This window comes from Geodermatophilus normandii (genome assembly GCF_003182485.1).
GTDB classification, from domain to species: Bacteria; Actinomycetota; Actinomycetes; order Mycobacteriales; family Geodermatophilaceae; genus Geodermatophilus; species Geodermatophilus normandii.
In genome coordinates this window covers 616,696-633,565 of the sequence record NZ_QGTX01000001.1, presented here as the reverse complement: position 1 = coordinate 633,565, position 16,870 = coordinate 616,696, and the positions used below count along the sequence as shown (strand labels likewise).

Annotated in this window: 16 protein-coding genes, 1 pseudogene and 1 riboswitch; of the genes and pseudogenes, 7 read left to right on the top strand and 10 right to left on the bottom strand. The window is 75.8% G+C overall.

Annotated elements, in window-relative coordinates; all coding sequences use genetic code 11:
- Positions 1 to 2: 2 nt before the first annotated feature.
- The gene (locus JD79_RS03220) at positions 3 to 1,796 is read right to left on the bottom strand and encodes a DEAD/DEAH box helicase (protein WP_110007372.1); all 1,794 of its coding nucleotides are present in this window, start codon (positions 1,794 to 1,796) and stop codon (positions 3 to 5) included.
- A gap of 185 nt (positions 1,797 to 1,981) precedes the next feature.
- Positions 1,982 to 2,305, bottom strand: a complete 324-nt coding sequence (locus JD79_RS03215; RefSeq protein ID WP_110004368.1) for a hypothetical protein — start codon at positions 2,303 to 2,305, stop codon at positions 1,982 to 1,984.
- Positions 2,306 to 2,588: 283 nt separating this feature from the next.
- Between JD79_RS03215 and JD79_RS03210 the strand changes: the two genes are divergently transcribed.
- Both JD79_RS03210 and JD79_RS03205 read left to right on the top strand, forming a co-directional pair.
- Positions 2,589 to 4,637: an HNH endonuclease signature motif containing protein gene (locus JD79_RS03210; RefSeq protein ID WP_245899607.1), complete on the top strand. Its 2,049-nt coding sequence runs from the start codon at positions 2,589 to 2,591 to the stop codon at positions 4,635 to 4,637.
- Positions 4,638 to 4,763: 126 nt separating this feature from the next.
- Complete coding sequence (locus JD79_RS03205; RefSeq protein WP_245899605.1) at positions 4,764 to 5,516, top strand: alpha/beta fold hydrolase; 753 nt, start codon at positions 4,764 to 4,766, stop codon at positions 5,514 to 5,516.
- Between the two features lie 52 nt (positions 5,517 to 5,568).
- On the opposite strand, the gene JD79_RS03200 is transcribed toward JD79_RS03205, so the two are convergent.
- The 4 genes and pseudogenes from JD79_RS03200 to JD79_RS23330 all read right to left on the bottom strand — a co-directional run.
- Positions 5,569 to 5,883 (bottom strand): DMT family transporter, encoded by a 315-nt coding sequence (locus JD79_RS03200; protein WP_211307846.1) that lies wholly within the window; start codon positions 5,881 to 5,883, stop codon positions 5,569 to 5,571.
- A 10-nt stretch (positions 5,884 to 5,893) separates the two neighbouring features.
- Positions 5,894 to 5,959: riboswitch (guanidine-III (ykkC-III) riboswitch) on the bottom strand.
- A 160-nt stretch (positions 5,960 to 6,119) separates the two neighbouring features.
- Positions 6,120 to 7,805 carry a DNA repair helicase XPB gene (locus JD79_RS03195; RefSeq protein ID WP_110004364.1) on the bottom strand — a complete coding sequence of 562 codons (1,686 nt, stop codon included), beginning with the start codon at positions 7,803 to 7,805 and terminating at the stop codon, positions 6,120 to 6,122.
- Between the two features lie 42 nt (positions 7,806 to 7,847).
- On the bottom strand, positions 7,848 to 8,033 hold the full coding sequence (locus JD79_RS23335; protein ID WP_245900303.1) for a WYL domain-containing protein: 186 nt from the start codon (positions 8,031 to 8,033) through the stop codon (positions 7,848 to 7,850).
- Positions 8,034 to 8,421: 388 nt separating this feature from the next.
- Positions 8,422 to 8,763: pseudogene (locus JD79_RS23330) on the bottom strand (helicase-associated domain-containing protein); the annotation flags it as partial.
- 1,415 nt (positions 8,764 to 10,178) lie between these two features.
- Between JD79_RS23330 and JD79_RS03185 the strand changes: the two are divergent.
- From JD79_RS03185 to JD79_RS03175, 3 genes are all read left to right on the top strand, one after another.
- Complete coding sequence (locus tag JD79_RS03185; protein ID WP_245899603.1) at positions 10,179 to 10,721, top strand: hypothetical protein; 543 nt, start codon at positions 10,179 to 10,181, stop codon at positions 10,719 to 10,721.
- Positions 10,722 to 10,818: 97 nt separating this feature from the next.
- Entirely contained in the window at positions 10,819 to 11,046 is a 228-nt protein-coding gene (locus JD79_RS03180; RefSeq protein ID WP_110004363.1) for a hypothetical protein, read from the top strand.
- Positions 11,043 to 12,698 carry an AMP-binding protein gene (locus JD79_RS03175; protein WP_110004362.1) on the top strand — a complete coding sequence of 552 codons (1,656 nt, stop codon included), beginning with the start codon at positions 11,043 to 11,045 and terminating at the stop codon, positions 12,696 to 12,698. The genes JD79_RS03180 and JD79_RS03175 overlap by 4 nt, the downstream gene beginning before the upstream one ends.
- Here the strand turns inward: JD79_RS03175 and JD79_RS03170 are convergent.
- A complete protein-coding gene (locus JD79_RS03170; RefSeq protein WP_110004361.1) occupies positions 12,695 to 12,997 on the bottom strand; it encodes a hypothetical protein in 303 nt (100 codons plus the stop codon). The genes JD79_RS03175 and JD79_RS03170 overlap by 4 nt on opposite strands.
- 42 nt (positions 12,998 to 13,039) lie before the next feature.
- Positions 13,040 to 13,807, bottom strand: a complete 768-nt coding sequence (locus JD79_RS03165; RefSeq protein ID WP_110007370.1) for an endonuclease/exonuclease/phosphatase family protein — start codon at positions 13,805 to 13,807, stop codon at positions 13,040 to 13,042.
- A gap of 71 nt (positions 13,808 to 13,878) precedes the next feature.
- Here JD79_RS03165 and JD79_RS03160 point away from each other — a divergent pair, with 71 nt between their 5' ends.
- On the top strand, positions 13,879 to 14,448 hold the full coding sequence (locus JD79_RS03160) for a nucleotidyltransferase family protein (protein WP_110004360.1): 570 nt from the start codon (positions 13,879 to 13,881) through the stop codon (positions 14,446 to 14,448).
- 132 nt (positions 14,449 to 14,580) lie between these two features.
- Positions 14,581 to 14,976 (top strand): cold-shock protein, encoded by a 396-nt coding sequence (locus tag JD79_RS24445; RefSeq protein WP_093584334.1) that lies wholly within the window; start codon positions 14,581 to 14,583, stop codon positions 14,974 to 14,976.
- On the opposite strand, the gene JD79_RS03150 is transcribed toward JD79_RS24445, so the two are convergent.
- Positions 14,973 to 15,470: a DUF2771 family protein gene (locus JD79_RS03150; RefSeq protein ID WP_245899601.1), complete on the bottom strand. Its 498-nt coding sequence runs from the start codon at positions 15,468 to 15,470 to the stop codon at positions 14,973 to 14,975. The genes JD79_RS24445 and JD79_RS03150 overlap by 4 nt on opposite strands.
- Positions 15,467 to 16,774: an MFS transporter gene (locus JD79_RS03145; RefSeq protein ID WP_245899599.1), complete on the bottom strand. Its 1,308-nt coding sequence runs from the start codon at positions 16,772 to 16,774 to the stop codon at positions 15,467 to 15,469. The genes JD79_RS03150 and JD79_RS03145 overlap by 4 nt, the downstream gene beginning before the upstream one ends.
- Positions 16,775 to 16,870: the final 96 nt, after the last annotated feature.

Here is a 16,870-nt window from a genome sequence, read left to right as displayed (position 1 = left end):
CGTCACAACATCGTGCGCAGGCGCTCGCGGCGGGCGCGCAGGACCTCGACCGACGCCGAGGCCGACGGCGGGCCGGGCACGTGCTGCCGCAGCTGGGTGTGCACCACGGCGTGCGGCGTCGACGTCTTCGCCGACACCCGGCTGACCAGGCGGTTGATCTCCCGGCGGAGCTCGGCGACGTCGCGCCAGGAGCGACCGGCCTCGTCCTCCTCCGGGTGGTCCTCGACGACGGGCAGCTCGCCGGTGTCCTCGTCGTGCACCCGCTGGGCGATCCGCAGCCGCAGCTCGTCGTCCCGCTTGGCCAGCAGCGACGCCGTCTGCTCGGGGGTGAGCAGGCCGGGGATGCCGAGGAAGTCCTCCTCCTCGACGCCGAGGGGCGCGGCCGCGACCGGCCCGGACCCGTCCCCGGTGTGCGCCGTCCCGCCGTGCAGGACGTGTGCGAAGCGGGCGTCGGCCTCCAGCGCCTCCCACTGCTTGAGGCCCACCGCCTCGCGCTCCTTGGGCGGCAGCGGGTCGAGGTCGAGCGCCTCCGGGTCCTGCGCCTTGGGCGGCGGCATGACGTGGTTGCGTTCCTTCTCCATCGACGCGGCCAGGCCGAGCAGCGGCCGGACGGCGGGGAGGAACACGGTGGCCGTCTCGTGCGGCGCCCGCGAGCGGACGACGCGACCGACCGCCTGGGCGAAGAACAGCGGCGTCCGGTAGGAGGTCATCCACGCGAGGACGGCGGCGCGGGGGACGTCGACGCCCTCGGAGATCATGCGGACGCAGACGGCGATCCGCGCCGACCCGGCGGCGAACCGCTCGATCTTCTTCGACGCCTTGGGGTCGTCGGACAGGATGAGCTCGGGCGCCTTGCCGGTGATGCGCTTGACGATGCGGGCGTAGGCGCGGGCGTTGTCCTGGTCGCTGGCCAGCACCAGCCCCGCGGCGTCGGGCATGCCGTTCTCGCGCAGGTGGGTGATCCGCTCGTCCATCGCGGCGATGACGTGCGGCACCCACTGGCCCTTGGGGTCCAGCGCGGTGCGCCAGGCGGCCATCTCGACCGACCGGGTGCCGGCCTCGGACAGGGAGGCCGCGACCACGTCGCCGGCGGAGTTCCGCCAGCGCGCGGTGCCGGTGTAGGCGGCGAAGACGACCGGGCGGACGACGCTGTCGGACAGCGCCTCCTTGTAGCCGTAGGTGTAGTCGGCGCGGCTGACCAGCCCGGCGCCGTCGCCGGAGTCGCCCTCGAAGCCGTCCTCCTCGTACCGCACGAAGGGGATCCGCTCGTCGGGCTTGGTGCGGAACGGCGTCCCGGTCAGGCACAGCCGGCGGGCGGCGAAGCCGTAGGCCTCCTCGATCGCCTCGCCCCACGACAGGCCGTCACCGGCGTGGTGGACCTCGTCGAGGACCACGAGCGTCTTGACGGCGGTGGCGCGGGCGGCGTGCAGCATCGGCTTGCCGGCGACCTGCGCGTAGGTGGTGACGTAGCCCTGCGTGCCGGCGCGCACGGGGCCGACGGCGTTGGTGAGCCCGGGGTCGAGCACGATGCCCATCCGGTCGGCGGCGTCGGCCCACTGCAGCCGCAGGTGGTCGGTCGGGCAGACGACGATCACGCGGGCCACCTCGCGCCGCTGCAGCAGGCGCGCGGCGAGGGTCAGGGCGAAGGTCGTCTTGCCGGCACCGGGGGTCGCGGTGACCAGGAAGTCCTTCGGCGAGGACTGCTCGTAACGCTCGAGGGCGGCCTGCTGCCATGCCCGGAGCGGTCGGCTGGTCGTCTGCGGGGCGACCGCCCCGGCCCGTGCTGCACTCGCCATCTCGGGGCCCATCCTGCCTGCGCCGGAGGGGACACGCCCAACCGGCCACCTCCCGCGCGCCTCACGGGAGGCGTCGTATACGCGGTCCGGCACACCGCGCTGACCTGCGGCTTCGCCGCGCGACCCGGCGGGACGTGGCGGTCCTCACACCGTGGAGGGACCGGTCCGTCGCGTCCCGGCGGGACTCAGGCCTCGCCGGCGGCCCGGTCCGGTGCGGGCTCGGTGGCGACGAGCCGCAGGTGCGGACCGGTGGGGACGTCCGCGCGCGGGTCGGGGACCTCGGGCAGGTCGGCGGCGCGGCGCACGCGGTTCTCCGGCACGTCGAGCGCGCGCGCCAGGTGCCCGGCGAGCCGGGCGCTGATGAAGGCGCGGCCGCGGGAGCGGGCCAGCCGCTCGAGGACCTCCGGCGCGATCGTGCCCCGCGCGCGGCGCGAGGCCTCCTGCACGCTCATCCCCAGCTCCCACAGGCGGCGCCGGACGAGGTCCGGCAGGTCCTTGGCAGGTAGCACCCGGGGAACGGTAGTCCCGGACACCCGGGGGAGCCCGGGGAGGAACTCGTCCCGGTCGCCGGCAGGGGCCGCACCCGGACGCCGGTCGCGCGGACACCGCGTCGACCACGGCGGCCGCCGTCCGGCTCACCGGGTGACGGCGCGAGGTGGACGGGCTCGTGACCCCAGGGCCGACGCGCCGGCGGATCCCCGCGTGGTCGGCCCGACGGGAACCGGCAAACAGCCGGCATCTCCGCTGGTCACCGGCTTGTGCCATGGTGTGTTCGAACATATGATCGACCACGTGGACGACGTGTTGACCGCTCCGGCTCCGGTGCCGCCGGTCGGGATGTCGTCGGGGCCGCTGGGTGAGGTGCAGGCCGCCGTGCGAGAGATCGCCCGGCAGACGGCGGTGCAGGCGCGAGCGGTGGCGGCGTTCGCCGCGTCCCGGCCCGCTGCGGCCGACCGGGCGCAGGGTGAGCCCGGGGCGATGTCGGCCGAGCGGTGGGCTCGGCGGTCTGCGGTGTTGCGGCCGGTGAGCGAGTGGGCCACCCAGGAGCTGGCGGTCGCGCTGTCGCTGTCGGCCGAGGCGGCGCAGGCGCTGCTGGAACGGTCGCTGACGCTGGTGCACCGGCTGCCGGCCACGCTGGAGGCGCTGGAGGCCGGGGTGCTGCACGTCGGGCACGTGTGGCCGCTGCTGGACAGGGTCGCCCCGATCGCCGACGACGCGCTGCGCGCCCGGCTGGAGGCCGACCTGCTGGTGTGGGCGGCGGGGCGGGTGACCACCCCGGCGCAGCTGGGAGACAAGGCGCGCCGGGAGGTGCTCAAGCACGACGCCCGCGCCGCGGCCGACCGGCTGGCCCGGGCGGTCCGCGAGCGGGGCGTCAGCGCCCGGCCGGACCGGGTCGAGGGGACGAGCGTGGTCTCGGCGCTGCTGACCACCCCGGAGGCGGCGGCGCTGGTGGCGGCGCTGGGTGCCTACGCCGACGCGCTGCCCGCCGATCCAGATGACATCCGGACCCGCGGGCAGAGGATGGCCGACTGCCTGCTGGACCTGGTGCTGCGGCCCGGTGAGTCCGACCTCCCGCCGGTGCAGGTGGTCCTGTCGGTGGTCGCGCCGCTGGGAGCGTTGCTCGGCGGAGACGCTCCGTGCGAGATCGACGGGCAGGTGGTGCCGGCGGAGACGGTCCGCGCGCTGCTGGCTGCGCTGACCGGCCACCCACTCATCACCCCGGCCGACACCGCAACCGCCGACACCGCACCCACCGACACCGCACCCACCAGCACCGCACCCACCAGCACCGCACCCACCAGCACCGCACCCACCAGCACCGCACCCACCAGCACCGCACCCACCGACACCGCACCCGCCGACACCGCACCCGCCGACACCGCACCCGCCGACACCGCTCCGGCCGGCACCGCACCCGCCGATTCTCGGCCCGCCGGCAGCCATGACCTCGGCCCGATCGAGGTCCCGGTCCGGCCGGCCGTGCCGGTGGACCCGGAGTTCGAGCGGTGGTGGACCGACACCGTGCACCGCGTGCTGACCGAGGAACTGGCCGGCGGGCAGCCGCCCCTGGTCGATGCCGCCGAGCTGCAGGCCCGCTGGGCGGTCGACGAGGAACCGCCCGAGACCGGTCCACCGCCCCAGGACGGGCCGCTGCCGGACGGGGCGTCCGACCGGTGGTGGGCGCGCGCCGATCGCGCGGTCGACGCGGCCGGCGATGCGGTCCTCGCCGCGCAGCAGGCACTCGGTCGTGCCCGCCGGCTGGTCGCCACCGCCGCCCGGGCCGATGCCGCCGACGAGGCCGCCTGGGCGAACAGCCCCGCCGGGCGGGTCACCACCGCACCCGACGCCCTCACCGCCCTGGCCGCCGCCACCGACCACGCCCGCGCGGCCCTCACCGGCCTGCTGGCCGCAACGGGCGGCGGCGGGCTCGCCGACCGCCCGCGGCTGGTGCTCACCGACGCCCTGACCGGCGCGCTGCTCACCCTCACCGACCTGCCCGCCCTGCGCCGCGCAATCGCCCAGGGCGGTGGCCTCGGCCCGCCCGGTCGGGCCGACGGCTACCGCCCCGGCGCCGCCCTCGACCGCCACGTCCGCACCCGCGACCGCCGCTGCCGCTTCCCCGGCTGCCGCCGCCGCGTCCCCCGCGGCAGCGACCTCGACCACGCCGTCCCCTGGCCCACCGGACCCACCACCGCCGCCAACCTGGCCGGCTACTGCACCGGCCACCACCGCGGCAAGCACCAGGCACCCGGCTGGCGACACACCCTCGCCCCCGACGGCACCCTCACCGTCACCACACCCACCGGCCTCACCGCCGCCACCACCCCACCGCCCTACTGAGCGGGGCGCAGGCCGGACCCTGCGGCACCGATGAGTCCATCACCGTCGGCCGGTCCACCCCGAGGGCCCACGACACCTCGAGCGCGGATGCGGACGGTCAGGTCAACGGACGGCACCCCGATCGCCGTGGACGACGAGGGCTCGGGACCCCCGCTGGTGCTCGTCACCGGCGCCCTCTGCGACCGCAGGTCGCCCGCTGGGCTGGTGCCGCTGCTCGCCGGCTCCGCCACCGTCCACACCTACGACCGCCGGGGGCGCGGCTCGAGCGGGGACACCGCTCCGTACGCGGTGGAGCGGGAGATCGACGACCTCGCGGCGGTCATCGGGTCCACCGGCGGCACGGCCCTCGTGTACGGCCACTCGAGCGGCGCGCGGCTGGCGCTGGCGGCTGCCGCGGCGGGCGTCCCGATCGACCGGCTGGCCGTCTACGAACCGCCGTTCCGATCCGGGACGGGTGACGCCGACGCGGCCGTGCTGCGCCGGCGGGTGGAGCACCTGCTCGAGGAGGGTGACCGCCGGGGCGCCGTCACCGCCCATCTCGTGGGGTCCGGGATCCCCGAACCGGTCGTGCAGCAGATGCACGGCGCCCCGTGGTGGCCGGCCGTGGAGGCGCTGGCCCACACGCTGCCCTACGACCAGGCGCTCTGCGGAGACCTGTCCCTCCCCACGGACCAGCTCGCCTCGATCAGCATCCCGACCCTCGTCCTCGGCGGGGGCGCCAGCGGCGCGGACTGGCGTGCGGCGCTCCGCGAGGTCGCCGCGACCGTGCCCGACGGCCGGTACGCCGAGGTCCCCGGACAGGGCCACGTCCCCGCCCACGAGGTCCTCGCGCCCGTGCTCGCGGGCTTCCTCACCGGGAACCAGGCGCCGACCCGCTGATGGACCGGCTCCAGCCGGTTCCGCCACCTTCAGGAGCAGGACGGCGCACGGGTCAGTGCGTGAGCTTCAGCCCGACGACGCAGGCGACGATGCCCAGCAGCAGCACCACCCGCAGCACCGACAGCGGCTCCTCGCCCGACGCCATCGCGTAGCCGGCGGTCAGCGCCGCCCCGATGCCCACCCAGACCGCGTACGCCGTCCCCACGGGGAGGCTGCGCATCGCATAGGCGAGCCCCAGCATGCTGGCGACGAGGCCGAGGACGAACACGACCGTCGGTACGAGCCGGGTGAAGCCCTCGGTGCGGCCGAGGGCGGTCGCCCACACGGCCTCGAGGACACCGGACAGCACGAGGACGAACCAGGACACGACGACTCCCGAGGCTGCCGTCTTGTCGCTGTCCGGGTACGGCGCCGCTCGTCCGGGAGTCCGTGGCGGACCCGCTTCCACGGTCGCACACCTGGCCGGCCCGGGCCGGTGAGATCGGCCACCGCCCCAGGAGGCGAGCCCCCCAGCAGGGGCGACCGCGACGCCGCCGACGTCCTGCACGAGCTCACGGAGGAGTAAGGGGTCGGGGCGCTCGGGAGCGCCCCGACCCCGCGGGCTCAGTCGGCGGGCTCGTCCACCCAGTCGGGGCCGTTGACCTCACCCGGACCGGCCAGGTCGGCGGCGTCGACGATCGTGTACGCGTAGCCCTGCTCGGCGAGGAAGCGCTGCCGGTGGGCGGCGTACTCGGCGTCGAGGGTGTCGCGGCTGACCACCGTGTAGAAGTGCGCCTGCCGGCCGTCGGCCTTGGGGCGGAGCACCCGGCCGAGCCGCTGCGCCTCCTCCTGCCGCGACCCGAACGTCCCCGACACCTGGACGGCGACGGCGGCCTCGGGCAGGTCGATGGAGAAGTTCGCGACCTTGGAGACCACCAGCGTCTTGATCTCCCCGGTGCGGAACTCCTGGAACAGCCGCTCGCGCTCCTTGTTCGTGGTCGACCCCTGGATGACCGGCGCGTCCAGCGCCCGGCCGAGCTCGTCGAGCTGGTCGAGGTAGGCCCCGATCACCAGCTTCTGCTCGTCGGGGTGCCGGTCGAGCACCCGGCGGATCACCGGCAGCTTCGACGTCGCCGTCGCCGCGATGCGGTACCGCTCCTCGGGCTCGGCGACCGCGTAGGTCATCCGCTCCTCGTCGTCGAGGCCGACCCGCACCTCGATGCACTCGGCCGGCGCGATGTAGCCCTGGGACTCGATGTCCTTCCACGGGGCGTCGTAGCGCTTGGGCCCGATGAGGGAGAAGACGTCGTCCTCGCGACCGTCCTCGCGCACGAGCGTGGCCGTCAGGCCCAACCGGCGGCGGGACTGCAGGTCGGCGGTGAGCCGGAAGATCGGGGCGGGCAGCAGGTGCACCTCGTCGTAGACGATCAGGCCCCAGTCCTGGGCGTCGAAGAGGTCCAGGTGCCGGTACTCGCCCTTCCGGCGGGTGGTCATCACCTGGTAGGTCGCGATGGTGACCGGGCGGATCTCCTTGCGCTCACCGGAGTACTCGCCGATCTCCTCCTCGGTCAGCGACGTGCGCGCGATCAGCTCGCGCTTCCACTGCCGCCCCGAGACGGTGTTGGTCACCAGGATCAGCGTGGTCGCCTTGGCCTGCGCCATCGCCGCGGCGCCGACCAGTGTCTTGCCCGCGCCGCACGGCAGGACGACGACGCCCGAGCCACCCGCCCAGAAGCCCTCGACGGCCTCCTGCTGGTAGTCGCGCAGGTGCCAGCCGTCCTGGTCGAGCTCGATCGGGTGCGCCTGGCCGTCGACGTACCCGGCGAGGTCCTCGGCCGGCCAGCCGACCTTGAGCAGCGCCTGCTTGAGCCGCCCGCGCTCGGAGGGGTGGACGACGACGGTGTCGGGGTCGATCCGCGCGCCGAGCATCGGCGCCACCCGCTTGGAGCGGATGACCTCCTCGAGCACCGCGCGGTCGGTGGTGGCCAGCGTCAGCCCGTGCACCGGGTTGTTGACCAGCGTCAGCCGGCCGAAGCGGTCCATGGTGTCGGCCACGTCGACCAGCAGCGCGTGCGGCACCGGGTAGCGCGAGTAGCGCACCAGCGCGTCCACGACTTGCTCGGCGTCGTGCCCCGCGGCGCGGGCGTTCCACAGCGCCAGCGGGGTGACCCGGTAGGTGTGCACGTGCTCCGGCGAGCGCTCGAGCTCGGCGAACGGGGCGATGGCCGCGCGGCACTCGCGGGCCGCCGGGTGGTCGACCTCGAGCAGCAGCGTCTTGTCCGACTGGACGATGAGGGGTCCGTCGTTCACGGGGATGGGTGGCCTCTCCTCGGAGGGTGGGCGTCTGTCACGTCAACCGTTGCCGGCGGCCGGTGCTTCCTCGTCGGCCAGCGCCACCGAGGTGATCCGGTGCACCGCGAAGGTGCGGTTCTCCTGCCGGCGCTCGTCCCACCCCTGGAGGAAACCACCGGCCAGTGACACCGGCTGCACCACGCGCTGGCTGCCCGAGCCCTGGGCGTCGACGTAGCCCAGCCACACCGGGGTGCCCTCGCGGATCGCGCGGGACAGCAGCTCCAGCGTGCCCGCGGTGGTGACCCCCGGGACCTGCCGCACCGGCGCGGCCGGGCGGGCGGCCAGCGCGGCGTCGCCGGCCCGGATCTCGCGGACGGTCGCCTCGGCCTCGGCCGGCGTCAGCGGGCGTCCCGCGGCCGACGGCGGCGGCCCGGGCGCCGGCCCGCCGCACGGGCCGGGCCGGCGGGCGGGTGAGCACGGCGCCGCCCGGCGACTCCCCGGCCGGCGCGTACCCGGCCTGCCGCAGCACGGTGAGCACCTCGTCGGCGCCGAGCCCGCTGACCAGCACGCCGGGCGCGAGCCGGCGCAGCTCCGCCGCGGCCGTCCGCCGGTCGCCGAGCACCTGCGAGAGCAGGCCGTGGTCGTCGGAGCGCACGTAGCACTCGACGGCGCCGACCCGCAGCCGGCCGTGCTGCCGCGCGACGTCGTCGACGAGGTAGTCCAGCGCCTGCGGGACCGGCGTCCGCGAGGCGCGGGTGAACAGGTCGTGCAGGTCGGTGGCCGACCACCCGGCGTCCAGCGCGCGGCGGACCGAGGACTCCGACACCCGGAACACCGTCGCCCCGCCGGAGGACTCGACGTCCGCGACGACGGCCAGGGTGTCGGCCAGCCCGGCCACCAGCGGCCCCGGCGCGACGAGGGTGAGGTCGGGCTGGGCGAGCACGTGGTCGACCGGCTCGGGCAGCAGCCCCTGCATCCCGTCGGCCGCGCCCTCCTCGCCGCGGGTGAGCAGGCCGCGCCCGCCCGAGGACAGCACCCCGCCCACGAGGACGCCGATCCGCCCGGCCTCGGTCAGCATGTCCGGCACCGGGGCGAGGCGGTCGGCCCGCCGCGGGGTGCGCCAGCGCAGCAGCGCGACCAGGTCGTCGGGCGCCAGTCCCCTCCCGCGCGGGGAGTCGACGAGCGCGGCCAGCGCCGAGCGGCGGATCGCCGGGGCGGTGTGCCGCACGAGGTCGGGGGACAGGGCGTTGACCGCCTTGCCGGCCACGTCGCGCGACCCGACCAGCGAGGGCAGCCGCGTGCTCTCCAGCCAGCCGGCGGCCAGCGTCGCCCACCGGTCGGGCAGCGTCTGCTCGCGCCACAGGTCGTAGCCGCGGGTGGGCAGCCACTCGTCGCGGTGCGGGCCGCCGACGTCGAGCAGGCCCGCGGCGAAGGCGAGCTCCAGCAGCCAGCCGGCGTCGGCCTCGGACACCGTCAGCCCCTTCGCCAGCCGCTTGCGGTCCCGGACGGCGACCCCGCCGCTGCGCAGCAGCCCGGCCGGCTCCTCCTCGAGCACCGCCAGCAGCTCGCCGACCCGCCCGACCACCTCCAGCGCCGCGCCCGCCGCCTGCCGGTCGACGACGGCGGGGTCCCGCTCGACCGCGGCCGCCTCGGGGCGCAGGCGGGGCGGGCCGTAGGGGGCGTCGCCGCGCAGCAGCAGGCCGATCTCGCGGGGGAGCTCGACGTTGAGCGCGTCGATGCGGGCCAGGAGCCCGGCCTGCAGCAGCCGCCGGGCCGGGGTGGCCGGGCCGGCACCGGTCTCGGGCAGGTGGCCCACCGGGCGGTCCCCGGCCAGCCGCTCGAGCACCTCGCGCTCGGCCGGGTCCAGGGCACCCACGGCCGCGGGCAGGTCCGCGGGCAGGGTCACCCGCAGGTCGGCGGCCCGGCGGCCGAGCCCCGCGGGGTGGCGGACGGCGCGGCGCACCTGGTCGGGGGCGTGCAGGACGTCCTCGCCCCACAGCAGCGCCCGCACCGTCAGCCGCTCGACCGCGGCGTCGACGACGTCGGCGGGCAGCCCGGGCAGCGCGGCGTGCACGTCCTCGGCGGGGACGCCGTCGGTGGGGGCGAGCAGGACGACGTCGAGCACCTGCAGGGTCGCCGCGTCGAGGTCGTCGAGCGCCCGGTCGACCGAGACCGGCACCGCCAGCCGGCTGGCCAGCGCGACGACGTCGGAGGGCGCGGGCCGGGCCACGTCGGGCCGCGCGGCCAGCAGCGCGGCCAGCTGGGCGTCGCTGCGGGTGCGCAGCCACGCGGCCAGCGTGGCGGGACGGTCGGCAGGCATCCGGACCACGTTACGTCCGCGGCCCCCGGGGCCGCCCACGCGCACCGGGGGACCGGCCCGCACCTGCGAGCATGGACGGCGTGCAGCCGGCCGCCGACGACCCGCACACCCGGTCCGCGCTCGAGGGCTACCGGGCCGGTGCGCTGCGCTGGCTGGCCGGCGGCGTCATCGCCGTCGTCCTGGCCGTCCTGCTCGGCGCCGTCGCCATCAGCCTCGCCGAGGACCGCGGGCGCCCGGTGCCGCTGGCCGGGATGGTCGTCGTCGTCCTGGTGGTCGGCGGCGTGGTCGCGGCGCTCGCCGGTGCCGGCGCGCTGGCCCGGGCGCTGCGCTGGCGGCGGGCGCTGGCCGCCGTCCCGTGGCAGCGCGGGCTGCTGCGCATCGCGGGGCCGGCGATCGTCGCCTTCGAGCCCGAGGGCTACGACGAGTGGGACCCCACGCACGAGCCGGTTCGGCTGCGCCTGGTGAGCACCTCGGTCTGGCGCACCCGCCAGGTGCAGGGGCTCGACGGCGGGGAGGTGCGGCTCGCGCCGGTGGGCACCGGGCAGTGGGTGCTCACCGCCGAGGGACTGCCCACCCTCTACGGCGCCCGCTCCGCCCGGCGTCCGGCTCGCTGAGACACGGGAGAGCGGGCCTGGTGCGGGTAGGACCAGCCAGCCGCCAGAATGGCGACGACGCGCGTACCGCCCGGTGCGCCCGGTACACGGAGGCGAGATGGCCAAGCGCAAGGAGAAGCACGCTCACCTGGTCGAGCCGACCTGGGGCCAGTCCGAGGACGCCGGCCCGCCGGTGACCGAGCTGATCAGCGAGATGGCCGGCGGGCTGTCCCCGTTCGGCGAGGACCACAGCTTCCCGCTGCCGGTCGACCGGATCCGCTACGCCCACCCCACGGACAAGCCCAACCGGGCCGGCGTCCAGCTGCCCGAGAACCGGCGGCCGTGAGCACCCCCGCGCTGCCGTCCTACAGCAGCGGCACGTCCACCGTCCCCCTGCTGGGGGACACGATCGGGGCCGACCTCGACCGGACGGCAGCGCGGGTCGGCGACCACGAGGCGCTGGTGGAGTGCGCCTCGGGCCGCCGCTGGACCTATCCGGAGCTGGTCGCCGACGTCGGCGCCTGCGCCCTCGGCCTCGACGCCCTCGGCGTGCAGAAGGGCGACCGGGTCGGCATCTGGGCGCCCAACTGCGCGGAGTGGGTCTTCGTCCAGTACGGGACGGCGAAGCTGGGCGCGGTCCTGGTGAACATCAACCCCGCCTACCGCACGCACGAGCTCGCCTACGTGCTGCGCCAGGCCGGCATCTCCGTGCTGGTGGCCGCCCCGGAGTTCAAGACCAGCGACTACCGGGCCATGGTGGCCGAGGTCCGCGGGGACTGCCCCGACCTGCGCGAGGTGCTCTTCCTCGGCGACCCCGAGTGGGAGCAGCTGCTGGCCACCGGCCGCGCCGCCGACCGCGGCCTGCTCGCCACCCGCGCCGCCGAGCTCTCGCCCGACGACCCGATCAACATCCAGTACACGTCGGGCACGACCGGCTTCCCCAAGGGCGCCACGCTCAGCCACCACAACCTGCTCAACAACGGGTTCTTCGTGGGCGAGGGCTGCGGCTACACCGAGGCCGACCGGATCTGCATCCCGGTGCCCTACTACCACTGCTTCGGCATGGGGATGGGCAACCTCGGGGCCACCTCGCACGGCGCCACGATGGTCATCCCGGCGCCCGCCTTCGACCCGGCGGCCACGCTGCGGGCGGTGCAGGAGGAGCGCTGCACGTCGCTCTACGGCGTCCCGACGATGTTCATCGCCGAGCTCGCGCTGCCCGACTTCGGCTCCTACGACCTCTCCAGCCTGCGCACCGGCATCATGGCCGGCTCGCCGTGCCCGGTGGAGGTGATGAAGCGGGTGGTCGCCGAGATGGGCATGACCGAGGTGACCATCTGCTACGGCATGACCGAGACCTCGCCGGTCTCGACCCAGACCGGCGCCGACGACGACCTCGACCGCCGCACCGCCACCGTCGGGCGGGTGCACCCGCACCTCGAGGTCAAGGTGGTCCACCCCGAGACCGGCATCACCGTGCCGCGCGGCACCCCGGGGGAGTTCTGCACCCGCGGCTACTCGGTGATGCTCGGGTACTGGGACGAGCCGGAGAAGACCGCCGAGGTCATCGACGCCGCCCGCTGGATGCACACCGGCGACCTCGCCGTCATGGACGAGGCCGGCTACCTCAACATCGTCGGCCGCATCAAGGACATGGTCATCCGCGGCGGGGAGAACGTGTACCCGCGCGAGGTGGAGGAGTTCCTCTACACCCACCCCGACGTCCTCGACGCGCAGGTGATCGGCGTCCCCGACGAGCGGTACGGCGAGGAGCTCATGGCCTGGGTGCGGCTGCGGGAGGGCGCCGAGCCGCTCACCCCGGAGGCGCTGCGCGAGTTCTGCGCCGGCAGGCTCGCGCACTACAAGGTCCCGCGCTACGTCAAGGTCGTGGAGGCGTTCCCGATGACCGTGACCGGCAAGGTGCGCAAGGTCGAGATGCGCGAGGTGTCGGTGCAGGAGCTGGGCCTGCAGGCGGCCGCGGCGGTCCGCAACGCCTAGGGCGCCAGCCGCGCGACCAGCTTCGAGACCAGGTTGCCGACGACGACCCAGACGAGCGCGGCGATCGCGGCGTTGATCGTCTCGCCGATGCGCGGGTCGGAAGGCCGGAACAGGTCGACGGTGAACCAGCCCAGGCCGTGCCGCACGTCCGCGGCGGCCGACACGAGCGCGTTGGCCGGGTTCGCCTCGAAGAAGGTGAACACCGCGTGCAGCACGATCACCACCGCCACGAGCGAGGCGACCAGGCGGACCGCCGAGGCGACCAGGGTGAACGCGCGGGTGCCGACGCGGGTGGCCATGGGGGAATCGTGACACCCGGCACTGTCACGACGCCATCCGCGTCACCCGACCTCGCACGAGGCGACCAGGGCCCGGTGGTCGGACAGGGGGAGCCGCACGACCTCGCCCGGCCCCGTGGCGGCCACCGGGCCGCGGCCCAGGACGTGGTCCAGCTGCCGGGTGGGCGCGTCGGCGGTGAAGGTGAGACCCCCGGCCAGCGGCCGCAGCCCGCTGACCCGGGCGGCCTGGCGCGGCTCCATGTTGAGGTCGCCGAGCACCACGAGCGGCTCCCGCGTGCCGGCCAGCGACCGCACCAGCCGGCGCAGCTGGAGGGAGTTCCAGCCCGGGATGAACGACAGGTGCGTGCAGGTCACGGTGAACTGCCCGGACGGCCCGTCGAGGACCGCGGCGACGGCGACCCGCGGCTCGTCGCCGACCAGCTGCGGCGCCCGCGCGCCGCGGAACCACACCGGTACCCGCCCGCGCAGCGCCGGCAGCCGCACCACCCGCCAGGACACCACCGGGTAGCGCGAGAGCAGCCCGATGCCGTAGCTGGCCGAGCCGGGCTGCTCCTCGCCGGTGGCCGCCATCCACGTGCCGCCGGGGGTGCCGGCGAGCGCGGCCACGAACTGGGAGTCGACCGCGCCCATCGCCTCGGCGGCCACCGCGGTGAGGTCGGCGTTCATCGAGCGGGGCTGGTCCCGGTCGACCTCCTGCAGTCCCAGGACGTCGGCGTCCAGCGTCTTCACCGCGGCGGCGAGCCGGTCGACGTCGACCCGGTCGTCCTCCGGTGAGCGCCCGTGCAGGATGTTGAAGGTCGCGATGCGCACGGTGCCCCCGTGCCCCGGCAGAGGGGCGTTCACCCGTGCGTGACCGGCCGGGCGCCGGGTAGACGCACCCCGTGCAGCCCTCCGACCGCGACGAGATCCGTGACCTCCTCAAGCGCACCGCCGTCGCCCTCAAGGAGGGCGGGGTGCCCTTCGCCCTCTGCGGCGGTTACGCGGCGTGGGTGCGTGGCGCCCCCGAGCCCGACCACGACGCGGACTTCCTCGTGCCCGACGGCGAGGCGGAGCGGGCCGTCAAGGTCCTCACCGACGCCGGCCTGCAGGTCGAGGACCCGGCCGAGGACTGGCTGACCAAGGTCGTCCAGGGCAACTCGTTCGTCGACGTCCTCTGGCGCACCTGCGGCCACCCCGTGGAGAGCGACCTCATCGAGCGGGCCGAGCAGATGCCCGTCCTCTCGGTGCACATGCCGGTGCTGGCGGCCACCGACATCCTGGTCACGAAGCTCATGGCGCTCGACGAGCACTACTGCGACTTCTCGCGGCTGCTGCCGGTGGCCCGGGCGCTGCGCGAGCAGGTCGACTGGGCCACGGTGAAACGCGAGGTCCAGGACAACGACTTCGCCGTCGTCTTCCTGGAGCTGCTGGGGCGGCTCGGGGTGGTCGAGCGCGAGGTCGTCGGCGGCTGAACGGCCCGGACGCGGGCGGCACCGGCTCAATCCGGGTGCGCCGGACGGCTAACCTGGCAGCGAGCGGTGCGCCCGTGCCGCCGTCCGCCGGCCCCGTGCCGGGACACCCAGCAGCGACCGAGGGATCTCACCGTGCCCACCGGCAGAGTCAAGTGGTTCAACCCCGAGAAGGGGTTCGGCTTCCTCTCTCGCGAGGACGGGCCCGACGTCTTCGTGCACAAGGACGCCCTGCCCTCCGGTACCGCCGAGCTCAAGCCCGGCCAGCGGGTGGAGTTCGGCATCGTCGCCGGCCGCCGCGGCGACCAGGCGCTGCAGGTGCGCGTCCTGGACCCGCTGCCGTCGGTGGCGGCGAAGGTGGCCGCGGCCAACCGCAAGAAGCCCGACGAGCTGGTCCCGATCATCGAGGACCTCATCAAGCTGCTCGACGACGTGTCGAACAGCCTGCGCCGCGGCCGGCACCCGGACCGCGCCGAGTCGCGCAAGGTCGCGGCGGTGCTCCGCGCGGTCGCCGGCGACCTCGAGGCCTAGCCGCTCGGGGACTCCCCGGTCCCGATGGCGCCGCCGGCGCGGAGGAAGCCGATCGGCCACGAGCCGGTGAGCAGGCACTCGTCGTGGGCGTCCTCGACGACGACGAGGTAGTACGCCGGCGGGACGACGTCGGAGCTGTTGATGCCGTCGAACGTCGTCGTCCCCGCCTCGACGTCGACCTCCCCGAGCTTCTCCTCGAGGCGCTCGTCGAAGACCTGCACGCTCCAGCCGTGGGCGGCGACCTCGTCGGGCACGGTCAGCGCGATCGGGGTGTCGGGGGAGACCTCGACCACCGGCGGCGTCACGTCGTACCGCCGGCCCTCACCCGACCCGCAGTACTGGGTCGGCTGCGCGGCGACCTCCTGCGGTCCGGCGGCCACCGTCACGTCCGGCGGTGCGTCGGTCGCCGACGACGAGTCGCCGCCGCACCCGGCGAGGACGGCGGTGAGCGCGCCGGCCAACAGGGCAGCGGCGGCGCGGGACGGGGAGCTCACGGGCGGGGTGCCTCCGGCACGGTCGGGGCGTCGGGTGCGGCGAAGGCGCCCGGCACGGTGGGTGCGGCCGGGTCCACCGGCACCCACCGGCGGCGGCGCGGCGTCCAGAGGAGCAGCCCGACGGCGAGCACCAGGAGCGCGGCAGCCACGGTGAAGCCGAGCCAGCCGATCGGCGGCAGCGCGATGCCGACGGCGCCGCCGAAGACCCAGGCCAGCTGCAGCACGGTCTCCGACCGCGCGAACGCCGAGGCGCGCAGGCTCTCGGGCACCTCGCGCTGGATGATCGCGTCGAGGGCCACCTTGCCCAGCGCGTTGGCGACGGCGGCGACCCCGGCGACGACGGCCGCGGTGGCCAGGCCGAAGAACACGGCGGCGAGGACGGTGACCGCGGCGGCGGCACCGGCCGCCCAGACGACCACCCGGTCGGGGTCGGCGGCGTGCAGCCGGGAGCCGATGCCGGTGCCCAGCACGCTGCCGGCCCCGGCCGCGCCGGCGATCGCGCCCAGCGCGAGCGTGGCCTCCCAGCCGCCCGCGACGGTGGCCTGCACGAGGAACGCGGAGAAGATCGTCAGGAAGCCGCCGAGGCCGCGCAGCGCCGCGTTGGCGCGCAGGGCGAGCACCACGTGCGGGTTGACCGGCCGCCGGCGCCGGCCGGCAGCGGGCACCGGGCCGGTGCTCAGCACGTCGGCGGGCTGCTCGCCGGTGGGGACGTCGACGTGGCGGGGCAGGCGGACGGCGAGCACCGCGGTGACGAGGAAGACCGCCGAGGTGGCCCACAGCAGCGGCGGGAAGTCGAGCAGCCCGGCGATCCCGGCGCCGATGCCGCCGAAGACGCCGGCGGTGACCAGGCCGAAGACCGACAGCCGCGCGTTCGCCGAGGTCAGCGACATCGCCCCGGGGAGCACGCGGGGGACCACCGCGGCGCGCAGCACGTTGTGCGCCTTGGAGAGCACCAGGACGCCGAGCGCCGCGGGGTAGAGCGCGAAGTCGTCGTAGTGCGCGGCCATGACCAGCGCGAGCACCGCGCGGCCCAGCGCCGCGGCGCCGAGGGCCCAGCGGCGGCCGCGCTGCAGCCGGTCGAGCAGCGGCCCGATGACCGGCGCCACCACCGCGAACGGCGCCATCGTGACCAGCAGGTACAGCGCCACGTTGCCGCGCTGGGCGTCGGAGGCGGCGGCGAAGAACAGCGTGCCGGCCAGCGAGACGGCGATCATCGCGTCGCCGGCCATGTGCAGGGCGTTCACCCACAGCAGGTGCGTCAGGCCGCTCTCGGCGGCGCCGTCGGCGCGGCTCGCGGCGCGCACCCGGGCGACCGTCGCGCCGGTCAGCTCCCTGGTCCGGGCGACGGCGACCCGGGTGACGGTGACCCGTGGCCGCGCCGGCTCCCCGGCCGGGGCGGC

Excerpts from the sequence above, each read along its gene's own strand:
- JD79_RS03220 (WP_110007372.1), bottom strand. The coding sequence starts at position 1,796 with ATGGCGAGTGCAGCACGGGCCGGGGCGGTCGCCCCGCAGACGACCAGC.
- JD79_RS03170 (WP_110004361.1), bottom strand. The coding sequence starts at position 12,997 with ATGGCCACCCGCGTCGGCACCCGCGCGTTCACCCTGGTCGCCTCGGCG.
- JD79_RS03180 (WP_110004363.1), top strand. The coding sequence starts at position 10,819 with ATGGCCAAGCGCAAGGAGAAGCACGCTCACCTGGTCGAGCCGACCTGG.
- JD79_RS03185 (WP_245899603.1), top strand. The coding sequence starts at position 10,179 with ATGGACGGCGTGCAGCCGGCCGCCGACGACCCGCACACCCGGTCCGCG.